Genomic DNA, 22,413 nt, shown 5'->3' with positions numbered 1-22,413 from the left:
TTTCATCGCACCGCCCGCGCCCGGTTGCGCTCGACCTTCGCCACGAGGACGAGCGAGGCGACGAGCATCAGGCCGCCATTGAACGGATGCAGCGCCTGCAACAGGCCGGAGCCAAAATTCTGGCCGCTGACGATCAGGACGACCTGGAGGACATAAAGCACCACCAGCAGCCCCGCCCACCAGCGCAAGGCCCGCGCCGGGCGTGCAAGCCATGCCGCCAAAGCCATCGCGGCAATCGGCAGGAAGATGGTAAGGCCGAGCCCGCCATGCCACGCCCAGAACAGGCCATCCTGGAAGAGCGCCAGCCCTGCCAGCAGGTATTGAACGAGAATGCCGGCCGGCACGGCGCGCGCCGCCTGCAGGAACCAGAACGGCACGACGGGCCGCGGCGTCGGCGCTAAAGCGATCGTCGTCATGGCTCACCCCCACGCTTCCACGAGATAACGGCGGGGATCTTCCTGCGGCTCGCTCGCTTTGCGCCATTCTTCGAGCAGCGCCATGTATTGCAGCCCGGCCCTGCGCAGCGACAGGTCGTCGAGCTTGTCCGCCCGGTAGGTGAGGTGCGGCGGCTGCCACGGCAGGCCGCAGCGGTGCGCCGTCGCCTCCAGCGGGCGTAGCAATTCGGCCATGGTGAATTTGTTGGCGCCGGTTGGGGCATAGGCTTCCGGCACATTCCCGGCCGTCGCGACCACGAGCAGCGGCTTGCCTTCCATGAGGCGGCCTTCGGTCTCGTAGGCCATGTAAAACATGCGGGTCAGCACGGCATCCTGCCAGGCCTTCAGCAACGGCGGCGTGGAATACCACTGGATCGGAAACTGGAAGACGATGCGGTCGGCCGAAAGCAGTCGGGCCACTTCCTGGTCGGCATCGATCTCGCCATCCGGATAGAGCGAATAGAGGTCGATGACCTCGACTTCCGGCAGGCGCAGGGCAGCGCCGGCAAGCGCGGCATTGGCGCGCGAACGGCCGAGATCGGGATGGAAAAGAAGGATCAATGTCTTGCTCATGGCGGCATCTCCGTGTTGACGCCCACAGAATGCCGCGAACAAAGAAATCACTCCAATGGATGATTTGTATATGCTATTATCTGTGGCATGAATTTAAGATCGATCGACCTCAACCTTCTCGTCGTGCTCGACGCGCTGCTGGACGAGGCGCATGTCTCACGCGCCGCCGCCAAGCTGAACCTCTCGCAGCCGGCGACCTCCAGCGCGCTGGAGCGCTGCCGCCACCTCTTCGGCGATCCCCTGCTGGAGCGCGGCAAGGGCGGCATGCGGTTGACGCCGAAGGCGGAGGCGCTGCGCGACCCGTTGAAAAACCTGCTCGTCGGCATCGCCGCCGTCGTCGATGCGCCGGAAGAGCCGTTGCACGAGATCCGGCAATGCGTGCGCGTCGTCACGGCGGATCACCCCGGCATCCTCATCACCGGTCCGCTGCACCGGGCTCTCGCCCGTTCGGCCCCGGGCATCGATATCGTCATTCAGCCTTGGCACGGCGCGCCGGCGGCGCTCGAATCGCTGGCGCGCGGCGCGAGCGACATCGCGGTCTCGGTCTTCCCGAGCCTGGACGAGACCGCCTTTCACTGCGAGACGCTGCTCGACGAAGACTATGTCGTGGCCATGCGCAAAGACCATCCGGCCGCCGCCGGCTTCTCGCTCGACCGCTGGCTCGACTATCCGCACATCATCGTGTCGGGCCGCGGCGAGACGCGCAGCGGGCTCGACGACCAGCTTGCCGCGCTTGGAAAATTCCGCCGCGTCGGCATCGTCGTCCCGAGCTTCCTGATGGTGCCGCCGTTGCTGGAGGAGAGCGACCTTATCGTCATGATGCCGCGCCATTGCCTGCCGCCGGATGCCGCAAGCCGCTTCCACATCGTGGAGCCGCCCATTCCAGTGCCCGGCTTTCCGCTGCACCTCGCCTGGCATCGCCGCCGGGACAAGGATCGCGCCGTGCAGCACGTCGCCGATCACCTGCGCGATATTCTCACCAGCGCCGTCTGAACAGCGGCCTCATTCCTGGATCAGGCCGTCGCGCACCACGCGCAGATAGGTGCGGCCGACCTTGACCTCGCTTTCGTCGCGCAGCACCACATGCAGCACGCCGAGCGGCCCGCGCTTCACCCGCGTCACCTGATCCCGCCGCACGATCGCGCTGCGGCTGACGCGCAGAAAATCCTCGGCGGGCAAACGCCGCTCCAGCCCGGCGAGGCTCTCATTGTAGAGGAACGTGCCCTGCTCCGCGTGCAACTGCACATAATCGCCATCCGCCTGGAACCGCGTCACCTTTTCCGCCGGAATACGGATCGTCTCGCGCCGTGACTTCACCCAGAACTGCGTCGGCCGCGCGGATTGCTCGCGCAGCGCCTTGCGAAGCGCCGCCACGGTTTCGCGCAGCTCCTCCACCGTGTCCCGGTTCTCGCGCGCCGCGATCGCCGCCTGTGCGCGGCCAAGCGCCTGGCGCAGCCGCTCCGGCGTCACCGGCTTGGTCAGATAGTCCACCGCATTGCATTCGAAGGCGCGGATGGCGTGATGGTCGAAGGCGGTGACGAAGATCGGCAGCGGCGTCTGCGGCGCCATCTGCTCCAGCACGTCGAAACCGCTGCCGCCGGGCATCTGGATGTCGAGCAGCAGCACATCCGGCGAAAGCGCCGCGATCTGCGCGATCGCCTGCGGCACGTCGCCCGCCTCGCCGGCAGGGATCACGCCGTCGATAGTTGCAAGCATGCGGGCCATGCGACGGCGCGCGATGGGTTCGTCATCGATGATAAGAACGGAAATTTCGGTCATGCGGTCCTGAAAGGCATTGTCAACGTGACGCGGAAGCGGCCGTCGTCGGTGCGGCCATAATCCAGGCCGCTGACGCCCGGAAAGCGCCGCGACAGCCGCTCTCCGACATTCTTCAAGCCGATGCCGAAGCTCTCGTTGCCCGGCAGCGGATCGCCGCCCGCCATGTCGTTCTCGACGTCGAGCCTTAGTCGGTCCGCCTCCGCCCTGGCGCGGATGACGATCGCCACGCTACCCGTCTTGCGGCCGGCGCCGTGCTTGACGGCATTTTCCACCAGCGGCTGGAGGATGAGGCTCGGCACCAGCACCTCGCGCAACGCCTCCGGCACGTCGATCTCCACCCGCATGCGATCGGAAAAGCGCCGCCGCTCGATGGCGAGATAACCGGCCTGCAACGCGATCTCTTCCTCCAGCAGCAGGTCCTGCAACGGATCAAGCGCAAGCGTCGTGCGCAGATAGGCCGACAGCGACAGCACCATGTCGCGCGCGTCGTCGCGCTCGCCCTCCTCGATCAGCCCGGCCATGGAATTGAGCGTGTTGAACAGGAAATGCGGGTTGAGCTGGTAGCGCAGCGCCCGCATCTGCGCCGCCATCGCCTCCTCCCGCATCTGCGCCAGCCGCCGCTCGCGGTCGCGCAGCTCGAAACTGTAGGAAAGCGCGAGAAACAGGCAGCTCCAGCCGAAGAACAGCGATGTCCCGTGGATCATCACATAGGCGGCGATCTGGTTGTCCCAGATGGCCGGCTCCGGATAGACGCAGACGATGTAGATGACATAGTCGATGAGACAGTAAAGCACGCCGCCGACGAGCGACAGCACGAAGCAGAGCGCCGATTTGACCGGCAAGGCGAGCGCCTGAAGCCGGATCAGCAGCGCCGTCAGCAGCGCCGCCAGCAGCGCGGCCGCCGCAAGCAGAAAAACCTTGCCGATTGCCGATTCGATCGGGTCCGTGCCCGCCAGCCCCCAGAGCAGGCTGGAACTCAGGAACACCGCAACCAGATAGAGCCCACCGAACCGCACGGTTGCCCGTTGCAGGTCCGAATCAGGGCGCTCGGTGCGGGGGATATAGGGGAGGCTCGGCGCGATGGTCATCCCATCGATAATCCGTTTTCCCTTTGAGGTTGTCGAGTGCCGTTCGGCGACGAAAACCGGCGGTTCGTCGAAAGAGCAGCAGTTTGCCGGCCCTTAAAGCCGCTTCATCGCGCCCGTGCTTCACAGATCATGGCGCGCGCGACCATTGATGCGAACCGGCTGGTCGCAGGACCACCGCTTATTTCATGATACCGGAGACATTCTATGGCTACCCTTAAAGGTGACAACAAGAACAACTTCCTGATGGCCGATCCGCTGAACGGCGATTCCGTCTACAAGTTTTATGGTTACGGTGGTAACGACCAGATTTTCGCGCACCAAAGCGCCCACAACATCATCGACGCCGGAAGTGGCAACGACGTCGTCTATGGTGGCGACTTCAGGAACACGGTCAACGGCGGCGCCGGCAATGATCGGATTTATGGCGGCAACGGCCGCGACGTCATCACCGGCGGCACCGGTGCAGATCACCTTTGGGGCCGCGACGGCGGCGACCGCTTCGTCTTCAAAAGCGTCGCTGAAATCGGCAAGTCCGAAGGCCGCCGCGACGTCATCGAAGATTTCAAATTCGGCAATTTCGATGGCCGGGACAAGATCGATCTCTCGGCGATCGATGCAAAGACCGGCACGGCAAAGAACGATGCCTTCACGTTTGTTGCCAAGGAAGGCGCAGCGTTTTCGGGCAAGAAGGGCGAACTGATCTGGGGCTTGGAAGAGATGAGCAACGGTCGTCACGCCACACTCATCAAAGGCGACGTCAACGGTGACGGAAAGGCGGATTTCGTCCTCCAGGTCGACACGTTGAGTGACCTCTACAAGGGCGATTTCATCCTCTAACCATCCTCCCAGGACTGACACGAAGCGCCGGCCCCTGCCGGCGTTTCCCGCCCTACCCGATCTTGCGCACCAGCTGCGCCGTCGCCAGCAACAGCACGAGATCGCGGATCATCGGCCGGATATGCCGGTCGAAGTCGATGGGCGTATCCACGGACGGCAATTCGAAAAAGTCCTTCTTCGTCGGCACCAGCAGGTAACATTGCCTCTGGTTGAGGGCGATGCGCACCACATCGTCCCGCCACTCGCTGGCGAGATAGTCCAGCGCCTTGGCGAGCGTGCCCTGCACAAGGGGCGTGGCGGCCTCGGGCCGGTCGGTGCGGAATTCGTGCGAGGCGTCCACCTCCGGGTTGCCGCTCGTGACGAGCGCGAGCGCGGTGCCGCCGAAAAGGTTTCGCATGAAGCGGTGCACCGCGTTCGGCTTGCGCGCCGCCAGCAGCAGGCCGGGAAACGCATCCTCGCGCTCGAAGTGGAAGATCACGCCCTTGAACGTCGTCTCGCGGCTCTTCCCGCTGCCGGTGCTCAGCTCGGTTTCCGACAGCGTGAAGGCGAGCCCGTCATGTTTTCCTGCAATCATGTCGCCATGTTCGCTGCGGCTGCGCCTGACGAAATCCTTGTCCGGCATGCCGGAGAGGAAACGCGGCGTCGCGCCGTGCACATACTGCACCTCATCGACGAAGCCGAAGACGATCGGCAGCATGCGGTCGCGCAGGTTCTGCTGGAATTCCCGGGCCGGCGCGAGGGCGAAACGCCAGACGAAGCCGCCCGCCACGAACAGCAGCCCGAGCACGATGCCGACGACATCCGACTCGATCTCCGTCACGGCCAGATAGCTGGCAAAGCCCGCAAACACCAGGAAGCCGCCGAAAATCAGCACCACGCGAATGTACATGTGGTGGGTCACCCCGCCCCGCGAGGCATTGTAGCTCGCCACCGCCGCGCGCAGATCCTCCAGCGCCGCTTCCTTCGGCATCAGTGCCGCTTCATCCACCCTGTCCATGATCGCCCCCCGCCAACCCTGGAAGATAACGCACGGGGATGGCTGCAAATTCGTTTCCCTTTTGTACTCACGCCCTCTTTTCTTTCCGGATGACTCTCTCCATATTCCCCGCATGGCCAGATCACCGAAGAAACCCTCGCCCTCGAACCCCGGTTTCGAGGAAGCCCCGCAATCGCCTTTCGAGGGAAAGCCCCTTTCGGGCAGCGTCTCCGATTGGGTAAAGCAGCTCGAAGCCGAGGCGGAAGCCGCCAGCATCGAGAGCCGGCGCGAGGTCGCCTCCAAGGCCGGCAAACACCGCAAGACGGTGGAAAACGCCGCGCGCCGCCACACGGAAAATGTCACGGTCTCCAAAACCTCCCGCGGTGTGTCGGTCGGCGGCTCGTCTGATCCAAAGACGCGCGCCGCCGCCGGCCTCAATCCGGTCTCTGGCATGGACACCTCGCTGGAGGACGCCGTCTCCTCCAATGCCGGCACGGCCGTCACCGCGACGGTGGAAGCGCTCTCGGCACTCATCGAGAGCGGCAACCCGCTGTTCAAGGACGGCAAGCTGTGGACGCCGCACCGTCCGGCCCGGCCGGAAAAGTCTGAGGGCGGCATCCCCATTCGCATGATCAGCGAATACCAGCCCGCCGGCGACCAGCCGACGGCGATCCGCGACCTCGTCGAAGGCCTCGATTCCGGCGAGCGCAGCCAGGTGCTGCTCGGCGTCACCGGCTCCGGCAAAACCTTCACCATGGCCAAGGTGATCGAGGCGACGCAGCGCCCCGCCGTCATCCTCGCGCCGAACAAGACGCTCGCTGCGCAGCTCTATTCCGAGTTCAAGAACTTCTTCCCGGAAAACGCGGTCGAATATTTCGTCTCCTACTACGATTATTACCAGCCGGAAGCCTATGTGCCGCGCTCGGATACGTTCATCGAGAAGGAATCCTCGATCAACGAGCAGATCGACCGCATGCGCCACTCGGCCACCCGCTCGCTGATCGAGCGCGACGACTGCATCATCGTCGCCTCCGTCTCCTGCATCTATGGTATCGGCTCGGTCGAGACCTATACGGCGATGACCTTCCAGATGCAGGTCGGCGACCGGCTCGACCAGCGCCAGCTGCTCGCCGACCTCGTCGCCCAGCAATACAAGCGCCGCGAGATGGATTTTCAGCGCGGCAGTTTTCGCGTCCGCGGCGACACGATCGAGATTTTTCCCGCCCACCTGGAAGATGCCGCCTGGCGCGTCTCGATGTTCGGCGACGAGATCGACGCGATCACAGAGTTCGATCCGTTGACCGGCCAGAAGACCGGCGACCTGAAGTCTGTGAAGATCTACGCCAATTCGCACTACGTCACCCCCCGCCCCACGCTGAACGGCGCCATCAAGGCGATCAAGGAGGAGCTGAAGCACCGCCTCGTCGAACTGGAAAAGGCCGGCCGCCTGCTGGAAGCGCAGCGCCTCGAACAGCGCACCCGCTACGATATCGAGATGCTGGAGGCCACCGGCTCCTGCGCCGGCATCGAGAACTATTCGCGCTATCTCACGGGCCGCAAGCCCGGCGAGCCACCGCCGACGCTCTTCGAATATATCCCAGACAACGCGCTGATCTTCATCGACGAAAGCCACGTCACCATCCCGCAGATCGGCGGCATGTATCGCGGCGACTTTCGGCGCAAGGCGACGCTGGCCGAATACGGCTTCCGCCTGCCCTCCTGCATGGACAACCGCCCGCTGCGCTTCGAGGAATGGGACGCCATGCGCCCCGACACGATCGCCGTGTCCGCCACGCCGGGCGGCTGGGAAATGGACCAGTCCGGCGGCGTCTTCGCCGAACAGGTCATCCGCCCGACCGGCCTCATCGACCCGCCGGTCGAGGTGCGCCCGGCGAAAAGCCAGGTGGACGACGTGCTGGGCGAAATCCGCGAGACCAGCCAGGCCGGCTACCGCACGCTCGTCACCGTGCTCACCAAGCGCATGGCGGAGGACCTGACCGAATACCTGCACGAACAGGGTGTTCGCGTGCGCTATATGCACTCGGATATCGACACGCTGGAACGCATCGAAATCATCCGCGATCTTCGTCTGGGCGCTTTCGACGTGCTGGTCGGGATCAACCTGCTGCGCGAAGGCCTCGACATTCCGGAATGCGGCTTCGTCGCCATCCTCGACGCCGACAAGGAAGGCTTTTTGCGCTCCGAAACCTCCCTCGTGCAGACCATCGGCCGCGCGGCGCGTAACGTCGACGGCAAGGTCATCCTCTATGCCGACCAAATCACCGGCTCCATGCAGCGCGCCATGGAAGAGACGACCCGCCGCCGCGAAAAGCAGGTCGCCTACAACGAGGCCCACGGCATCACGCCGGAATCGGTGAAGGCAAAGATCTCCGACATCCTCGACTCGGTCTACGAGCGCGACCACGTCCGCGCCGACATTTCTGGCGTCTCCGGCAAGGGTTTTGCGGATGGCGGCAACCTCGTCGGCAACAACCTCCAGGCCCATCTCAACGCGCTGGAAAAAGCCATGCGCGACGCCGCCGCCGATCTCGACTTCGAAAAGGCCGCGCGCCTGCGCGACGAGATCAAGCGCCTCAAGGCCGCCGAACTGGCCGTCATGGACGACCCGATGGCGCGCGAAGAGGCGAAGGCCCAGGAAAAAGGCGGGGCAAAAACCCCATCATCCTCGGCCTCCACACGCGCATCCAAGACCAAGGACGCCGCCGCCGGCAGCCTCTTCCAAAAACCCTCGCTCGACGACATGGGCCCGGGCACCGACACCGAACGCCCGCTCTTCCGCAAGCCCGAGCTGAATGAAATGGGCCGCGACATCGCCGAACCCGCCGGAAAATCGCTGTTCCGCAAGAACAGCCTCGACGAAATGACCGTCGGCCGCACCGAAAAACCCATCGCCGGCAGCACCCCCGCCCGCCCGGACGAAACCCTCGCCAGCAAGAAACGCACCGGCCCCTTGCTGGAAGGCCAACCGGAACGCGTCAGCAGCGCGGAGGATGCCAAGCCCGTTCGTCGTGGGAAGATTGGTGCGGGGAGTTATGAGGATCCGGGTGAAGAGAAGCGCAAGGGGCGCACGAAGGGGAAGACGGGGCGGCCGGGGCGGTGAGCAAATTTAATGCGAAATGCCCGCCTGATCCTCAGCATTTCGCTAAGAATTAATGAAGAGACTTCCCATCATGTTCAACTTCTGCACTATTTGCAATTTTTTTTCTCATACTTAAAAAATGAGCTTCTAGCGATTTTATAGAATTCCTCATCTCCGGCTTAGGCGAAAATGGCCTTCCATATAGCTCTTCAAAGCATTTTATAAAATCTTCATCATTCCTTATCTGGAAAAATACGGGCCACTCCTCATAATTTGTTTCATTCCATTCATAGTCGTACTTTAGTTTATTCATAAACTGTATTACTTGCTTGATATATTTTTTTACAGCAGCAATTGAAACGGAAAATCTATCATTTATGGCAGACCATTCATGCTGCGCCAGGATATCATCTCTCTTTTTATCATCTTTTAGCAAAGCATAACAATTAGCGAGATTTACAGTATTTATGAGTTGCTGCTCCCCATCCTTTTTGCCGTTTAGGCTATCAAGAAACAGATATATCTCCGAGGAAAGAAAATACTCCCCCTTAGCAATTAACTCAAAGGCAAAATCCGAAGCAGAAGAATACGCCTTATCCGATTCTGCCGGATACAATTTTCTCCATACAACTTGAATAAGCTTCAAGCCGAACTCCGTAATATTTTCAATAGATTTTTTAAAATACTTCGGTCCAGCATATAATTCTTGACCCCTACTCGGCTCTCTCTGCCTATTACCAAGATTTTTAGTTTTATCTAAATATCTTTTACCAACAATGCCATTTGCATGAGCAAATAGGTTTCTTCGCTCAAAGATTTCGATTAAGCCTCCCCATTTAGAATACTCATCAGATATAGATCGCTTCAAACCAAGATTAGATTCAAACCATTTTATCTGATCGGCAAAAGATCGACGCATAACGTCCTCAACCTCCTTATCAATAAGGAGTTCCTTGAATTCTTCAATGTTTTTGCTTAGAAAAATGTCCTTTATAGAGACAGACTTGTCACTACCCTCGATCATCCCAGCGTTACTCTTGTATATCTCGCGAATCAATATACTGCTATAATATTCATAACTACTCACTATACCAATAATAAGCATCTTAGGAACCTGCTTACCAATAAGAGACAGAGAATTTGCGGCCTCATTCAGCTCTTTGAATGTTGAATAAAATTCTTCTTTTAGCTCATATACTATTCGATTTTCTTCCTCATGTTTCACAACGCACTCGGAATTAAGAAGATCAATCAAATTTTTTGATCTGATCATCCAAGTTGCGAACGGCGCTGCACCGGCCATCACTGGAAGAATATCGATATATGCAAACATAGAATCCTTAAATCTTTGAAATATTTCAGAGAAAGAAGATATCTTATCTTCGTGCTCATCATCGTCTTTTGCAGGACCTGCTTCAGATTCCATTTCTGGAGGAAAGTCGTTACTTTGAGAAACGGAGTGCCCGAGCGGGCTCTTTTCAGAATCCAAGTATACACATATAAAAAAATTCTGCTCTTTCACGCTGGCCATGTCATCCCGCTCCAATTTCTCACATTTGCATCTCCTGACTGTAAATTTGTCAAGTGCCTCAGCCCACCGTAAATTGTATTAGGGTACAAGCCTCCGTCGTTACGAGAATGATTTTCGTGTAATTTTATCGTGTGCCGCACTCCCGTTTGGCGTATTTTTTCCTGCCCTATCCAACACGACGTAGTTAATCTCATCCCGCTGCGGATACGCTACAAGGCTTTAGCGGCAAGGCGGCAGTGCCGCTCGAAGCCTATGCAATAACCGTGCAAGATAATTTTCATTCGCAAATATCAAGGCGAGCACAAATCGCTTTATGCACTGCTTTGCGCTGACCTAGAAACAGTCACTTGGTTAAAAAACGCAGGCGGCACCGCGAGCATTTCCAAGCAAAAAAACGGCAAGAGCCCGGCTTTTGGGCCGGGCTGCTTGTCCGATAGGCGTCGTATAGGGTCAAAGCCCTGTTCGACGGGGGCTGTTACTTGCGCTTTTTGGTCGTCGGCAGGGGGGCGGGTTGGGCCGCCTCCTGGGCGATGCGCATCGCCCGCAACTTTTCCGTCTTCTTGTCGCGGGCGGCGGCTTCCTGCGCCACGATGGTCTTGGCGGCGGAATCGGTTTCCGCGGCCTTCGTCGCAGCGCTGACCTTCGTCGGCTTGAAAAACTGTTGTCGGGTCGCTGTCATCGCTTGCTCCTCTGCCGTCATCGTGACGTCGTGCCGATCAACCGGCTACGCGGCCCGGACCCGGGAGCGGCTTGCGCTTGGGACCAGGGATGAGGCCTTCGCGCTGGGCCTTCTTGCGGGCGAGCTTGCGGGCGCGCCGAACGGCTTCGGCCTTTTCGCGGGCGCGCTTTTCAGACGGCTTTTCATAGGCGCTGCGGGCCTTCATTTCGCGGAAGACGCCTTCGCGCTGCAGCTTCTTCTTCAGAACGCGGATGGCCTGTTCGATGTTGTTGTCGCGGACGAGTACCTGCAAAACATATCCTTTCCATCGCGGCCGTGCGGCCGCCGCTGATTGTGATTATTTGTTGACGCGAATGCTGGATGGCTTGAACCAGGGTTCGCTTCCCTTGGAGGAAGCGGACGCACTGCCGCCACTGCGTATTTCCACCGTATCCGTCGCTTCGATGTCGCTCGCGACGATCCGGCGTTCACACGTCTCGTTGCCGAGACGCACACGATATTGTGCCTCGCCGTGGTCGGACGGCAAGACCCCGACCACCCGGCAGACCCGTTCGCTGTCGGCCGATCGAAAGAGATCGGCCTTGAGGGTGACCGTGTCGCCGATCGCAAATCGTTTCCGGCTCATGGACAACTCCCCGAACGTGATCAAAGGCGTGCATTCGAAACAAAAAGGCCGGGCTTTACCCCGACCTCTTCCTGTCGCTCGCCGTCTCGACTGCCGGTACATCCGTGGTCAGCCAAGAGGAACGACAATTCTTATGCGGCGCGCAGGTTGTCGGCCGAGCTCTTGCCCGACTTGCGGTCCTGAACGATGTCGTAGCTGACCTTCTGGCCTTCGGCGAGCGAGCGCAGGCCCGCACGTTCGACGGCGGAAATGTGAACGAACACGTCGTTGGCGCCATCATCAGGAGCGATAAAGCCAAAACCCTTGGTGCTGTTGAACCACTTCACAGTGCCTGAATTCATAACGATATCCTTTCAATCGTTGGAGAAAGCGACAAAACAGTCGCATGTAAATCGACGATGAGAGGAGATCTGACCGTGCCAAGAGGCGAGAGACAAAGGTCACAAGCAAAGTTCGATATGTGGGATGTAGGCTTTTATTCTGCCTTTCGCAAGGGAATTTTATCCGTTTAACCGGGCAAAGCACGGAAAATATTTGATAATCCCTCGTTTAATCAGGGAGATAGGCATCGAAATCATGGGCACGGAGTGCGGGTAAAGCGTCGGCCGCAACCGCCGTTCCGGCCACGATCACGCTACTCGGCCGCCTCCCCCTTGAGCGCCTCCACGGCGGTCGCGAGTTCGTAGGAATAGCCTTCCAGCATGGCATAGGCCTGCTCGATGGCCGCGATCTGGCCCTCGGCATTGCGAATCGCCTCGGCGATCGATTGCGAGCGGGCGCGCAGCATGGAGCCGAGGAAATCCGTGCCGGCCTTGCGGCCAAGCCGGTCAATATGCTGGCGCACGCGGTTGCGGTGGCGTTCGAGTTCCAGGATGTGGAAGCGGCTCTTGACGATGTCGTCGGAGAGCTTGCGCCGCATGGCGGCCAGCGGATCGAAGCTGCCGGGTTCGCGCTCGTCGAGAATGACGTCGTTGACGAGCGGTTCCAGGAGCATCAGGCCCTTCAAGTCACGCGGGTCGGCAAGCTGCGGGTCGAAGCCGGTATCGTCGAAAACCTTGCGGCGCACGGGATCGCGCAGCAGGTCGTAGCAGGCCTGGAGGCGGGAGAACTGGTCGGCATCGCCGCCGGAATCCGGGTGCACGCCCTTGGCGGCCTTGCGATAAGCGGTCTTGACCGCATTGTCGTCGGCATCGCGCTCTATACCGAGCATGGCGTAGGGATCGATCACGCGGCCACCTGTCCGTCTCTTAGCATTACGTCGTCTGTCCTAGTCCCGCATCCCTCGGCCATCAAGGGCGAAGCGGGGGAAGTTTCCGACCCCGAGGGGACGAAATTGTGGTCGCGCCGGGGCGATGCACAGAAAGCGCTATTCCGCCGCCGCGGCCGTCGTCGCGCGGGCGGCGAGAACCGCGGCAAAGGCCGCCGAAATCACCTCCGGCCCCGCGCCCGGCTTCGTCGCATCGGTGGAAAGGATCTGCCGGTAGCGCCGCACGCCCGGAAAGCCCTGGAACAGGCCGACCATATGGCGCGTCACATGCGCCACCCGCCCGCCATCCGCCACGACCCGCGCCGCATAGGCCATCATCGCATCGCGCAGGGCTTCCCAGTATTCCGCCGGGAGGTCCTGCGGGCTGACAATCGTTTCAGAGGGCTGGTGGCCTGCCGGAGACAGCGGATGCGGGAAAAGCCCGTCCACGCCCGTCAGGACACCGCTGTCCTGATAGGCAGCGCGGCCGAGCATGACGCCATCGAGGTTTTGCATCTCCTCGGCGGCTTGATTCAATGTGTGAAGCCCGCCGTTGAGCCCGATGAAAAGATGCGGATTTTCCGCCTTCAGCCGGTGCACGAGACCATAGTCGAGTGGCGGAATATCGCGGTTCTCCTTCGGCGACAGGCCCTGCAACCAGGCTTTTCGCGCATGGACCCAGACGGCATCCGTGCCGGCGTCCTGGATGCGCGAAACGAGGTCGCGCAGCGCCACCTCCGGGTCCTGGTCGTCGACGCCGATGCGGCACTTGACGGTGACGGAGATCGACACCGCCGCCTTCATCGCCGCCACGCAATCGGCGACGAGCTGCGGCTCGCGCATCAGGCAGGCGCCGAACGTGCCTGATTGCACCCGGTCCGAGGGGCAGCCGACATTGAGGTTGATCTCGGCATAACCGAACCCCTCGCCGATCCGCGCCGCCTCGGCAAGCTTTTGCGGATCGTTGCCACCGAGTTGGAGGGCGACGGGATGTTCTTGTGCATCGAAGCCGAGCAGCCGGTCGCGATTGCCGCGCAGGATCGCGTCGGCGACGATCATTTCGGTGAAGAGCAGCGCATTCTTCGTCATCTGCCGCGCGAAGACGCGGTAGCGACGATCACTCCAGTCGATCATAGGCGCGGTGGCGAAAATCTTCGTCCCCGTGCTGACGGCCTGGTGGTACATCGTGCTGGCGCTGGCTCTCTGTGTCATGGCCGGGCTCATACTCCAAACGCGACGGAAAAACCACCCTCGGCCCTTTGCCTGCGCGGCCGGGCGGGTGCAGTATCGCCGGGAATCATCTTGGAGGAGAATGCCGATGCCGCTCTATGCCCTGGACGACGACCAGCCGACGCTGCCCGCGGACGGCCGCTACTGGGTGGCGCCGGATGCCAATGTCATCGGCAGGGTCGTGCTCGGCGAGGATGTCGGCATCTGGTTCGGCGCGACGCTGCGCGGCGACAACGAGCCGATCACGGTGGGCGCGCGCTCGAACATCCAGGAGGGCGTCGTCGTGCACACCGATCCCGGCAAGCCGGTGACGATCGGTGAAGGCTGCACGATCGGCCACAGCGCCATCATCCACGGCTGCACCATCGGCGACAATTCGTTGATCGGCATGGGGGCGACCGTGCTGAACGGCGCGGTGATCGGCAACAACTGCCTCGTCGGCGCCAATGCGCTGGTGACGGAGGGCAAGGTCTTTCCGGACAATTCGCTGATCGTCGGCGCGCCCGCCAAGGCGATCCGCACGCTGGACGAGGCGGCGCTTGCCGGCCTGAAGCGCTCCGCCGACGGCTATGTGCGCAACTGGCAGCGCTTCAAGAAGGGGCTGAAGCCGGTCGGCTGAATAATCCGCCTTCCCCGCCCGTCAGATGTGCAGCATGATAGGGTAGGCCTCCGGGTTTTCAGGGGAGCATGGACATGCTTCTGCGCGCCGTCGTTTTCGTCCTTGCGGTCCTTCTGCTGGCGCCGGCACAGGCGGCGGTCAAGGTCGCGCTGCTCATCGGCAATGCCGCCTATGCCGAGAGTGCATCTGCCCTTCGCAATCCGCCAAACGACGTCGCCGCGCTCAAAAGCGTGCTGGAAGCGGCGGATTTCGAGGTGACCGTGGTGGAGAATGCGGGGCGGGCCGCCATGTCGCGGGCGCTGTCCGAATTCTCGACAACCGCCGCTGAGGCGGAGATCGGCCTCATTTATTATTCCGGTCACGGCATCGAAATGAACGGCGAGAACTTTCTCATGCCCGTCGATGCGACGCTCGAATCCGATGTCGACGTGGAATATGAGACGGTGGCGCTCGGCAAGCTCGTCGATGCCCTTTCCGGCGTCAAGAAATTCAAGCTCGTGCTCGTGGATGCCTGCCGCGACAATCCGCTGTTCAGCAAGATGAAACGTCCCCTGACGCGCGGCGGCGCGACGAAGGGCCTTGCCCGGATCGAGAGCACGCAGAGCAACCTCCTCATCGGCTTTGCCACCTCGCCCGGCGAAATCGCGCTCGATGGCGAGGGGGACAGCAGCCCCTATGCAAGCGCGCTTGCCCGCCATCTCGTCACGCCGGGGCGAGAGGTCGAAGTGGTGTTGCGGTCCGTGGCCAAGGACGTGTTCGAAGCGACCAAGGGCAAGCAGCGCCCGTACATCACGGGCTCGCTCTTCGAAACGGTGATCCTCGGTCGTGAGGCCGAAGAGGCGCCCGCGGCCGTCGATCCCTGCCGCGACGCCGCGGTGCATTGGCAGGCGGTCAGTTCACGCGGCAATATTGCCTTGCTGGAAGAGCATGTCCGGCTGTTTCCCTCCTGCGCGTTCGCATCGCTGGCAAAGGTGGAGATCGAGGAGTTGCTGAAATCCAGCGCAGAGCAGGCAACGACTGAAAGCATATCCATTGCGGCCGGTCTGACCGTGAAACAGGCCTTCGAGCAACTGGCGCAGGATGCCCGGCTCGACGGCGACCTGCCGGCCGAACTGCCGGCGGAGGGCGCCCTGATGCCCGGCACCTATGCGCTGGCGCGCGGCGCGACGCGCGTCGACGTGGTGCAGCAGATGCAGGTGGCGCAGGCCGAGCTCATCGGCCGGATATGGGCGGGTCGGCAGAAGGACCTGCCGCTTGAAAATCCCGAACAGCTCGTCATCCTCGCCTCGATTATCGAGCGGGAAACCGGCCTGCCGGCCGACATGCCGAAACTCGCCGCGGTCTTCGTCAACCGCCTCAAGAAGGGCATGCGGCTGCAATCCGACGCGACGATGATCTATGGTCTCTTCGGCGGCGACGGAAAGCCCGTCGGCCGGGCGATCCTCCGGGCGGACCTGGAAATGAAGACGCCCTACAACACCTACCAGATTCCCGGCCTGCCGCCGACGCCGATCGCGCTTCCCGGGCAGGCCTCGCTTGAGGCGGCGGCACATCCCGCAGCGACGGACGATCTTTATTTCGTGCCGGATGGCAATGGTGGCCATGCTTTTGCGGCCACACTGGCGGAGCACAACGTCAATGTCCGCCGTTGGCGCAAGCTCGCCGCGGAAACGCGGGTAAAGGCTGAATGAACCGGAGGTTCACGCGCAGCCGGCGCAGGTGCCGCGGATCTCGATCGTCGTCTTGCCGGTCTTGAAGTTGCGGTCCTTGGCAAAACCCTTCAGCCGGTCCTCGATCACATGGTCGTGGAATTCGTCGACCTTGCCGCAGGTCTCGCAGATGGTGAAGGCGGTGAGGCCGTGGGCGTGGCAGCCGTCTTCCGGATGCGCGCAGGCGACGAAGGCATTGATGCTTTCAAGGCGGTGCACGAGGCCGAATTCCAAGAGCTTGTCGAGCGCGCGATAGACCTGCAAGGGCGCGCGAAAACCGCTGTCGCGCAGCTTGTCGAGGATCGAATAGGCGCTGAGCGGGCTGCCGGAATGCGAGAGCACGTCGAAGACCAGGCCCTGGTTGCGCGTCAGTTGTTGCGTGGTCATGTGTTGCGTGGTCATGCCTGACCTCCCTGGCCCATGGCCGGCTGTTGGGTTGTGCCCGTCCTGGGCTTCGTCAGCAGGCTCAGGACGAACAGGCCGAGCGCTGCGACGACGATCGAGGGGCCAGAGGGCGTATCGAATTTCAGGGAGCCGAACAGCCCGCCGACGACCGCAAGCGCCCCGATGACGGAGGCGAGCACGGCCATGATTTCCGGGCTGGTGGAAAAGCGCCGGGCGGTGGCGGCCGGGATGATCAGCAGCGAAGTGATCAGCAGGATGCCGACGATCTTCATGGCGATGGCGATGACGAGCGCCATCAGCAGCATGAAGGCGAGCCGCGCCCGTTCCGGCTGCAGGCCCTCGGCCTCCGCCAGTTCCGGGTTGACCGTCGAGGCGATCAGCGGGCGCCACATCCAGACGATGGCGAAAAGGACGAGAATGCCGCCGCCCCAGACGAGGTCCACGTCGGCGCGGGTCACGGCCAGGATGTCACCGAACAGGAAGCCGACGAGATCGATGCGCACCCAGGTCATGAAGGAGACCAGGACAAGGCCGATCGCCAGCGTCGCATGCGACAGGATGCCGAGCAGCGCATCGGTGGAGAGCGTGCCGCGCTTCTGCAACAGCAGCATCAGCAGCGACACGGCCGCGGCGACGAGGAAGACGCTGATCAGCAGGTTGAAATCCATCAGCAGCGACAGCGCGACGCCGAGCAGCGCCGAGTGCGCCATCGTATCGCCGAAATAGGCCATGCGCCGCCAGACGACGAAACAGCCGAGCGGCCCGGCGGTGATGGCAAGCCCTACGCCCGCGACCAGCGCGCGCACAAAGAAGTCGTCAAGCATCGCGGGCCTCCCCGGCCTGGCCAGCCGGCGCCGGGCCGTTGTCATGGCCGCAGCCGCAATTCGGCCCGTGCGTGTGCACGATGCGCATCGGCCCCGCCTTGCCGCTCGGCAGAACTTGCGTGTGATGCCCGTCGCCCGGCCGGCAATCGTCGGTGATCGAGCCGTCGGCATGCTGCACGCGGCCATCCGGCAGGTGCGTATGGTCGTGGTCGTGATTGTAGAAGGCGAGCGTCTGGCCGGCGCGGGCGCCGAAGAGGCGCAGATATTCCGGGCTCTGGCTGACGGCCTCCGGCGTGCCGCGGCAACAGACATGGCCGTTCAGGCAGATAACGGTATCCGTCTCGGCCATCACGACATGCAGGTCGTGCGAGATCAGCAGGATGCCGCAGCCGGTCGTGTTGCGGATCGTCTTGATGAGGTCGTAAAGCGCAATCTCGCCGGAAAAGTCGACGCCCTGCACCGGCTCGTCGAGCACCAGCAGGTCGGGCTTGCGGGCGATCGCGCGGGCGAGCAGCGCGCGCTGGAATTCGCCGCCGGAGAGGTGCTGCACCTCGGCGCGCGCGAGATGGCGGATGCCGGTGGCGGAAAGCGCTGCGTCGATCTCGGCGCCCTTCAGCGGCGAGGTCAGCGTCATCAGCCGGTCGACGGTGAGCGGCATGGTCCAGTCGATCGCGAGCTTCTGCGGCACGTAGCCGACCTTCAGGCCGGCCTTGCGTTCCACCCTGCCCTCGTCGGCCTTCAAAACGCCGATCGCCGCCTTGGCGGTCGTCGACTTGCCGGAGCCGTTGGGGCCGATCAGCGTGACGATCTCGCCGGGTGCTATGGAAAATTCCACGCCGCGCACGAGCCAGCGGCCCTGGCGGCGCACGCCGACGCCGCCAAGCGAGACGAGCGGCGGGACGGTCTTGGTTGGGGTCTGCAGCATCACTTTTTTCCAAAGGCCTGTTGCCACCGGATATGGCACACGTTATAGCATAACGCAATTGATGTAATAACATTACATTCACAATCAAGACGGAGATCCCCATGCAAAAGGCCGTTCGCGCCCTCTTCCTCTCGACCGCGCTCCTCGCCGCCGGCCCCCTTGCCGCGCGGGCGGAGGTGCCGAATGTGGTCGTGTCCATCAAGCCGATCCATTCGCTCGTCGCCGCGATCATGCAGGGGGTCGGCGAGCCGGACCTGATCGTCGAGGGCGCGGCTTCGCCGCATACCTATTCGCTGAAACCCTCCAATGCGGCGGCCTTGCAGGATGCGGACGTGGTCTTCTGGGTCGGTCACGGGCTGGAGGCCTTCCTGGAAAAGCCACTGGAAGCGCTCGGCGGCAACGCGACCGTCGTCGAGCTGGAGGATGCACCGGGCCTCGAAAAGCTGCATTTCCGCGAAGGCGGACCATTCGAGGCGCATGAGGACGAGGGCGAGGAAGGGCACGAGCACGCCGCGGAAGGCCACGACCATGGCAAGGAGGCCGAAGAGGCCCATGCCCATGGCGAGGAAGCCGGGCACGAGGGCCATGAACATGGCGAATTCGACATGCATCTCTGGCTGAGCCCGGACAATGCCCGCGCCATCGCCGCGGAGACGGCAAAGGTGCTTTCCGAAAAGGACCCGGCCAATGCCGAGGCCTACAAGGCGAACCTCGCGAGCCTGAACGACAAGCTCGCCGCCCTCGACAAGGAGGTCGCCGAGACCGTGGCACCGGTGAAGGACAAGCCCTTCATCGTCTTCCACGACGCCTACCAGTATTTCGAGCACCACTACGGCGTGCACGCCGCCGGCTCCATCACCGTCAGCCCGGAAACCCTGCCCGGCGCCGAGCGCCTGACGCAGATCCGCGACAAGGTGAAGACGCTGGGCGCAACCTGCGTCTTCGCCGAGCCGCAGTTCGAGCCGAAGCTGGTCAACGTGGTGATCGAGGGCACACCGGCAAAGTCCGGCACGCTCGACCCGGAAGCCGCGACGCTGGAACCCGGCCCGGACCTCTATTTCACCCTGATGAGGAGCATCGCCACGTCTCTGCGCGATTGCCTCGGTCAGGCTAGCTGAGAAAAGACAAACCTGTCGAACGCCGGCCGAAGGCCACCCTCCCCTTGAGGGGGAGGGTCGGAGCGAGGCTCCGGGGTGGGGTGGCGCGACCTCTCCACCAGTGATGCCTGTGCGGATGCGGGTCACCCCCACCCGCCGCTTCGCGGCGACCTCCCCCCTCAAGGGGGAGGTAGAGTAAGGCCGCCGGTTCCGCCTTTCATTCGCGAGTCGGCAAACGACAAACACAAAACCAGGCGGGATCACCCCGCCTTTTTCAGCGCACCAAATGTAATAGTATAACATAAAAGGCAAATCGCATGGACAATCGCCTCCCCGTCACCGTGCTTTCCGGCTTCCTCGGCGCCGGCAAGACGACGCTTCTCAACCATGTGCTCACCAACCGCAGCGGCCTGCGCGTCGCGGTCATCGTCAACGACATGAGCGAGGTCAACATCGACGCCGCCCTCATCCGCGATGGCGGGGCGGACCTGTCGCGCACCGGCGAACAGCTTGTCGAGATGACCAATGGCTGCATCTGTTGCACGCTGCGCGATGACCTGCTGAACGAGGTGCGCCGCCTCGCCGAGATGAACCGCTTCGACTACCTGCTGATCGAATCGAGCGGCATTTCCGAGCCGCTGCCCGTCGCCACCACCTTCGATTTCCGCGACGAGAACGGCCGTAGCCTGTCCGACGTCGCGCGGCTCGATACCATGGTCACGGTCGTCGATGCGGCAAACCTGCTCAAGGACTATGCCTCGCAGGATTTTCTGGCGCAGCGCGGCGAGACGGCCGGCGAAGGCGACACGCGCACGCTGGTGGAACTGCTGGTCGAGCAGATCGAATTCGCCGATGTCGTCGTGCTCAACAAGGCCGGGGCGGCGAAACTCGACACCCTGCTCGCCGCCCGCCAGATCGTCGGCGGCCTCAATTCGTCGGCCCGCGTCATCGAGACGGATTTCGGCCGCGTCGAGCTTGCCGACATCCTCGGCACCGGCCGCTTCGATTTCGAGAAGGCAAGCGAACATCCGCTCTGGTTCAAGGAACTGCACGGTTTCAAGGACCATGTGCCGGAGACGGAGGAATACGGCATCCGCTCCTTCGTCTACCGCGCGAAAAAACCGTTCCATCCGGCCCGCTTCAAGACCTTCCTCGATGAAAGCTGGCCCGGCGTCATCCGCGCCAAGGGCTTTTTCTGGCTGGCGACACGCCCGCACCATGTCGGCGAGATGAGCCAGGCGGGCGCCCTGGTGCGCAGCGGCCGCCTCGGCCTCTGGTGGGCTGCCGTGCCGCCACAGCACTGGCCGCAGGACCAGGCCGCACGCGAGGGCATCGCCCGCGCCAGCGATCCGGTCTGGGGCGACCGCCGGCAGGAACTCGTCTTCATCGGCGCCGACCCGATGGACGAAGCCGCACTTCGCCGCAGGCTCGACGCCTGTCTCGTCGAGGCGGAAACATTCGAGCCGGCGCGCTGGGCGAACCTGCCGGACCCCTTCCCGTTGTGGCTCCGGCAGGCCGGCTGATCAGGCGGCCGCGCTCAGTCCCGTTCGGCCGACCTTGCCCAGAGATTGACGTCCGCCTCCCGGGCATGGACGTCGATCTCGGCCAGTTCCTCGGCCGTGAAATCTCGATTTTCCAGCGCCTTGACGCAATCGACGATCTGCGACGAGCGGCTGGCGCCGATCAGCGCGGAGGTGATGCGCCCGCCGCGCAGCACCCAGGCAAGCGCCATCTGCGCCAGCGTCTGGCCGCGCCGCTCGGCGATCTCGTTGAGCTTGCGGATATTGTCGATGATCTCGGGACGGATGAAATCCTTCTTGAGAAAGTGGTTCAGCGCCGCGCGGCTGTCGCCCGGAATGCCACCGAGATATTTCGTCGTCAGCATGCCCTGGGCCAGCGGCGAGAAGACGATCGAGCCGATGCCGAGCTCTTCCAGCGTGTCCACCAACCCATCGTCCTCGACCCAGCGGTTGAGCATGGAATAGCTCGGCTGGTGGATGATGCAGGGCGTGCCGAGCGCCTTCAGGATCGCCGCCGCCTCGCGGGTGCGCTGCGAATTGTAGGAGGAGATGCCCACGTAAAGCGCGCGGCCGGAGCGCACGATATGGTCGAGCGCACCGCAGGTCTCCTCCAGCGGTGTATCGGGATCGAAGCGGTGCGAATAGAAGATGTCGACATAGTCGAGGCCCATGCGCTTCAGGCTCTGGTCGCACGACGCGATCAGGTACTTGCGGCTGCCCCACTCGCCATAGGGACCCGGCCACATATTGTAGCCGGCCTTGGAGGAGATGATCAGCTCGTCGCGCAGATGCGCGAAGTCGGTGCGCAGAATCTCGCCAAAGGCGGTCTCCGCCGTACCGGCCGGCGGGCCGTAATTGTTGGCAAGGTCGAAATGGGTGATGCCGAGGTCGAAGGCCGTGCGGCACATATCGACCTTGCGGTCATGCGGCGTGTCGTCGCCGAAATTGTGCCACAACCCCAGAGAAATCGCCGGCAGCTTGAGGCCGGAGCGCCCGACGCGGTTGTAGGTCATCGTATCGTAGCGGTTGTCCGCAGGCTGCCAGGCCATGGTTACGTTCCTTTGCATGAATTGAGATGTGTGTCGTACCCCTGGCCGGGGCGCGTTCACAAGAGGCAAGGTCCCCATTTCCCCCAGACGGTGCCCCCATCGATCTCCCCCCTTGAGGGGGAGATGCCCGGCAGGGCAGAGGGGGGTAACGTTTCGGCAAATGCCGC

Annotated in this window: 23 protein-coding genes; 7 read left to right on the top strand and 16 right to left on the bottom strand. The window is 62.4% G+C overall.

The window, feature by feature from the left end:
- Positions 1 to 2: 2 nt before the first annotated feature.
- Positions 3 to 416, bottom strand: coding sequence for a DUF6220 domain-containing protein (locus J2Y63_RS17095; protein ID WP_435267059.1), 414 nt, complete (start codon positions 414 to 416; stop codon positions 3 to 5).
- A 3-nt stretch (positions 417 to 419) separates the two neighbouring features.
- Positions 420 to 1,007: an NAD(P)H-dependent oxidoreductase gene (locus J2Y63_RS17090; RefSeq protein ID WP_435267058.1), complete on the bottom strand. Its 588-nt coding sequence runs from the start codon at positions 1,005 to 1,007 to the stop codon at positions 420 to 422.
- Positions 1,008 to 1,094: 87 nt separating this feature from the next.
- Here J2Y63_RS17090 and J2Y63_RS17085 point away from each other — a divergent pair, with 87 nt between their 5' ends.
- On the top strand, positions 1,095 to 2,000 hold the full coding sequence (locus J2Y63_RS17085; protein WP_435267057.1) for a LysR family transcriptional regulator: 906 nt from the start codon (positions 1,095 to 1,097) through the stop codon (positions 1,998 to 2,000).
- A 9-nt stretch (positions 2,001 to 2,009) separates the two neighbouring features.
- On the opposite strand, the gene J2Y63_RS17080 is transcribed toward J2Y63_RS17085, so the two are convergent.
- Both J2Y63_RS17080 and J2Y63_RS17075 read right to left on the bottom strand, forming a co-directional pair.
- The gene (locus J2Y63_RS17080; RefSeq protein WP_435267056.1) at positions 2,010 to 2,786 is read right to left on the bottom strand and encodes a LytR/AlgR family response regulator transcription factor; all 777 of its coding nucleotides are present in this window, start codon (positions 2,784 to 2,786) and stop codon (positions 2,010 to 2,012) included.
- On the bottom strand, positions 2,783 to 3,874 hold the full coding sequence (locus J2Y63_RS17075) for a sensor histidine kinase (protein ID WP_435267055.1): 1,092 nt from the start codon (positions 3,872 to 3,874) through the stop codon (positions 2,783 to 2,785). The genes J2Y63_RS17080 and J2Y63_RS17075 overlap by 4 nt, the downstream gene beginning before the upstream one ends.
- A gap of 204 nt (positions 3,875 to 4,078) precedes the next feature.
- Here J2Y63_RS17075 and J2Y63_RS17070 point away from each other — a divergent pair, with 204 nt between their 5' ends.
- Positions 4,079 to 4,711: a hypothetical protein gene (locus J2Y63_RS17070; protein ID WP_435267054.1), complete on the top strand. Its 633-nt coding sequence runs from the start codon at positions 4,079 to 4,081 to the stop codon at positions 4,709 to 4,711.
- 52 nt (positions 4,712 to 4,763) lie between these two features.
- On the opposite strand, the gene J2Y63_RS17065 is transcribed toward J2Y63_RS17070, so the two are convergent.
- Positions 4,764 to 5,708 carry a DUF3137 domain-containing protein gene (locus tag J2Y63_RS17065; RefSeq protein WP_435267053.1) on the bottom strand — a complete coding sequence of 315 codons (945 nt, stop codon included), beginning with the start codon at positions 5,706 to 5,708 and terminating at the stop codon, positions 4,764 to 4,766.
- Positions 5,709 to 5,820: 112 nt separating this feature from the next.
- Between J2Y63_RS17065 and uvrB the strand changes: the two genes are divergently transcribed.
- Complete coding sequence (gene uvrB, locus J2Y63_RS17060) at positions 5,821 to 8,808, top strand: excinuclease ABC subunit UvrB (RefSeq protein ID WP_435267052.1); 2,988 nt, start codon at positions 5,821 to 5,823, stop codon at positions 8,806 to 8,808.
- Positions 8,809 to 8,857: 49 nt separating this feature from the next.
- On the opposite strand, the gene J2Y63_RS17055 is transcribed toward uvrB, so the two are convergent.
- The 7 genes from J2Y63_RS17055 to dusA form a co-directional block, all read right to left on the bottom strand.
- The gene (locus J2Y63_RS17055) at positions 8,858 to 10,318 is read right to left on the bottom strand and encodes a hypothetical protein (protein WP_435267051.1); all 1,461 of its coding nucleotides are present in this window, start codon (positions 10,316 to 10,318) and stop codon (positions 8,858 to 8,860) included.
- A 475-nt stretch (positions 10,319 to 10,793) separates the two neighbouring features.
- On the bottom strand, positions 10,794 to 10,997 hold the full coding sequence (locus J2Y63_RS17050) for a hypothetical protein (RefSeq protein ID WP_256115549.1): 204 nt from the start codon (positions 10,995 to 10,997) through the stop codon (positions 10,794 to 10,796).
- A 37-nt stretch (positions 10,998 to 11,034) separates the two neighbouring features.
- Positions 11,035 to 11,289 carry a 30S ribosomal protein S21 gene (gene rpsU / locus J2Y63_RS17045; RefSeq protein ID WP_256115548.1) on the bottom strand — a complete coding sequence of 85 codons (255 nt, stop codon included), beginning with the start codon at positions 11,287 to 11,289 and terminating at the stop codon, positions 11,035 to 11,037.
- Between the two features lie 45 nt (positions 11,290 to 11,334).
- The gene (locus J2Y63_RS17040) at positions 11,335 to 11,622 is read right to left on the bottom strand and encodes a cold-shock protein (protein WP_256115547.1); all 288 of its coding nucleotides are present in this window, start codon (positions 11,620 to 11,622) and stop codon (positions 11,335 to 11,337) included.
- Between the two features lie 131 nt (positions 11,623 to 11,753).
- The gene (locus J2Y63_RS17035; protein ID WP_256115546.1) at positions 11,754 to 11,963 is read right to left on the bottom strand and encodes a cold-shock protein; all 210 of its coding nucleotides are present in this window, start codon (positions 11,961 to 11,963) and stop codon (positions 11,754 to 11,756) included.
- A 293-nt stretch (positions 11,964 to 12,256) separates the two neighbouring features.
- Positions 12,257 to 12,832 (bottom strand): J domain-containing protein, encoded by a 576-nt coding sequence (locus J2Y63_RS17030; protein WP_435267206.1) that lies wholly within the window; start codon positions 12,830 to 12,832, stop codon positions 12,257 to 12,259.
- 156 nt (positions 12,833 to 12,988) lie between these two features.
- Positions 12,989 to 14,080: a tRNA dihydrouridine(20/20a) synthase DusA gene (gene dusA / locus J2Y63_RS17025; protein WP_435267050.1), complete on the bottom strand. Its 1,092-nt coding sequence runs from the start codon at positions 14,078 to 14,080 to the stop codon at positions 12,989 to 12,991.
- Positions 14,081 to 14,186: 106 nt separating this feature from the next.
- Here dusA and J2Y63_RS17020 point away from each other — a divergent pair, with 106 nt between their 5' ends.
- Complete coding sequence (locus tag J2Y63_RS17020; protein ID WP_435267049.1) at positions 14,187 to 14,717, top strand: gamma carbonic anhydrase family protein; 531 nt, start codon at positions 14,187 to 14,189, stop codon at positions 14,715 to 14,717.
- Between the two features lie 68 nt (positions 14,718 to 14,785).
- Positions 14,786 to 16,408, top strand: a complete 1,623-nt coding sequence (mltG, locus tag J2Y63_RS17015; RefSeq protein ID WP_435267048.1) for an endolytic transglycosylase MltG — start codon at positions 14,786 to 14,788, stop codon at positions 16,406 to 16,408.
- Between the two features lie 9 nt (positions 16,409 to 16,417).
- On the opposite strand, the gene J2Y63_RS17010 is transcribed toward mltG, so the two are convergent.
- The 3 genes from J2Y63_RS17010 to J2Y63_RS17000 are packed head-to-tail and all read right to left on the bottom strand — an operon-like array spanning position 16,418 to position 18,580.
- On the bottom strand, positions 16,418 to 16,813 hold the full coding sequence (locus tag J2Y63_RS17010; RefSeq protein ID WP_305110887.1) for a Fur family transcriptional regulator: 396 nt from the start codon (positions 16,811 to 16,813) through the stop codon (positions 16,418 to 16,420).
- 11 nt (positions 16,814 to 16,824) lie between these two features.
- Entirely contained in the window at positions 16,825 to 17,655 is an 831-nt protein-coding gene (locus tag J2Y63_RS17005) for a metal ABC transporter permease (RefSeq protein WP_256115537.1), read from the bottom strand.
- Positions 17,648 to 18,580 (bottom strand): ATP-binding cassette domain-containing protein, encoded by a 933-nt coding sequence (locus J2Y63_RS17000; protein ID WP_435267047.1) that lies wholly within the window; start codon positions 18,578 to 18,580, stop codon positions 17,648 to 17,650. The genes J2Y63_RS17005 and J2Y63_RS17000 overlap by 8 nt, the downstream gene beginning before the upstream one ends.
- A 101-nt stretch (positions 18,581 to 18,681) precedes the next feature.
- On the opposite strand from J2Y63_RS17000, the gene znuA reads away from it, so the two are divergent.
- Together znuA and zigA are read left to right on the top strand one after the other, a co-directional pair.
- A complete protein-coding gene (gene znuA / locus J2Y63_RS16995; RefSeq protein WP_435267046.1) occupies positions 18,682 to 19,698 on the top strand; it encodes a zinc ABC transporter substrate-binding protein ZnuA in 1,017 nt (338 codons plus the stop codon).
- 296 nt (positions 19,699 to 19,994) lie between these two features.
- Positions 19,995 to 21,200 (top strand): zinc metallochaperone GTPase ZigA, encoded by a 1,206-nt coding sequence (zigA, locus tag J2Y63_RS16990; RefSeq protein ID WP_435267045.1) that lies wholly within the window; start codon positions 19,995 to 19,997, stop codon positions 21,198 to 21,200.
- A 14-nt stretch (positions 21,201 to 21,214) separates the two neighbouring features.
- Here zigA and mgrA read toward each other — a convergent pair whose 3' ends face one another.
- Positions 21,215 to 22,246, bottom strand: a complete 1,032-nt coding sequence (gene mgrA / locus J2Y63_RS16985; RefSeq protein ID WP_435267044.1) for an L-glyceraldehyde 3-phosphate reductase — start codon at positions 22,244 to 22,246, stop codon at positions 21,215 to 21,217.
- Between the last annotated feature and the right edge of the window lie 167 nt (positions 22,247 to 22,413).

The sequence above is a fragment of the Shinella sp. BE166 genome, from assembly GCF_051201095.1.
In the GTDB taxonomy this organism is placed as follows: domain Bacteria; phylum Pseudomonadota; class Alphaproteobacteria; order Rhizobiales; family Rhizobiaceae; genus Shinella; species Shinella lacus.
This window is presented reverse-complemented; position numbering and strand designations above follow the sequence as displayed.